General features: G+C 61.9%; 1 protein-coding gene. It reads left to right on the top strand.

What is annotated here, in order from left to right:
• Positions 1 to 208: 208 nt before the first annotated feature.
• Positions 209 to 459, top strand: a 251-nt coding sequence (locus AC1DY7_RS31295) for a transposase (RefSeq protein WP_477497646.1), incomplete at its 3' end; no start/stop codon positions are given.

Below are 459 nucleotides of genomic sequence, written 5' to 3'. Positions count from 1 at the left end.
CCTCAACGCTGCGCGTCTACCAAATCCGCCACGACCGCTCAATGAGCAAGTCCCGAGGACACTATCGTCATCATCGTGCCGACGTCATCGTCCTTCGGTGAGGTGGTTGCCGAGACGCTAGGAGCCTGTCCCCGTATTTGGGTGTGGAATGAGCGGTCGGCGGCGGGCTGCGCCTAGACAGCTGGATTACGGCGTGATTCTTTGGGGCATGAGCAAGACGTTTCGCCCCTGGCTGATCGATCAGCCGCAGCTGTTTCCGGCCTCGGTTGAAGACTTCGTGCCGCCCGAGCATGTGGCGCACTTTGTCCGCGATCTGGTGTGTGAGCGGTTGGACCTGTCGGCGATCTTCGCCAGCTATGGAGAACTGCGTGGCTATCCGCCGTTTGATCCGCGCATGATGACGGCGCTGCTGCTGTACGGCTACAGCCGCGGGATCTATTCGTCGCGTCGGCTGGCGCG

It is taken from the genome of Mycobacterium sp. P2_H7 (assembly GCF_056403275.1).
The sequence above is the reverse complement of the archived record's forward strand: the minus strand, read 5'-3'. Positions and strand labels throughout refer to the sequence as shown.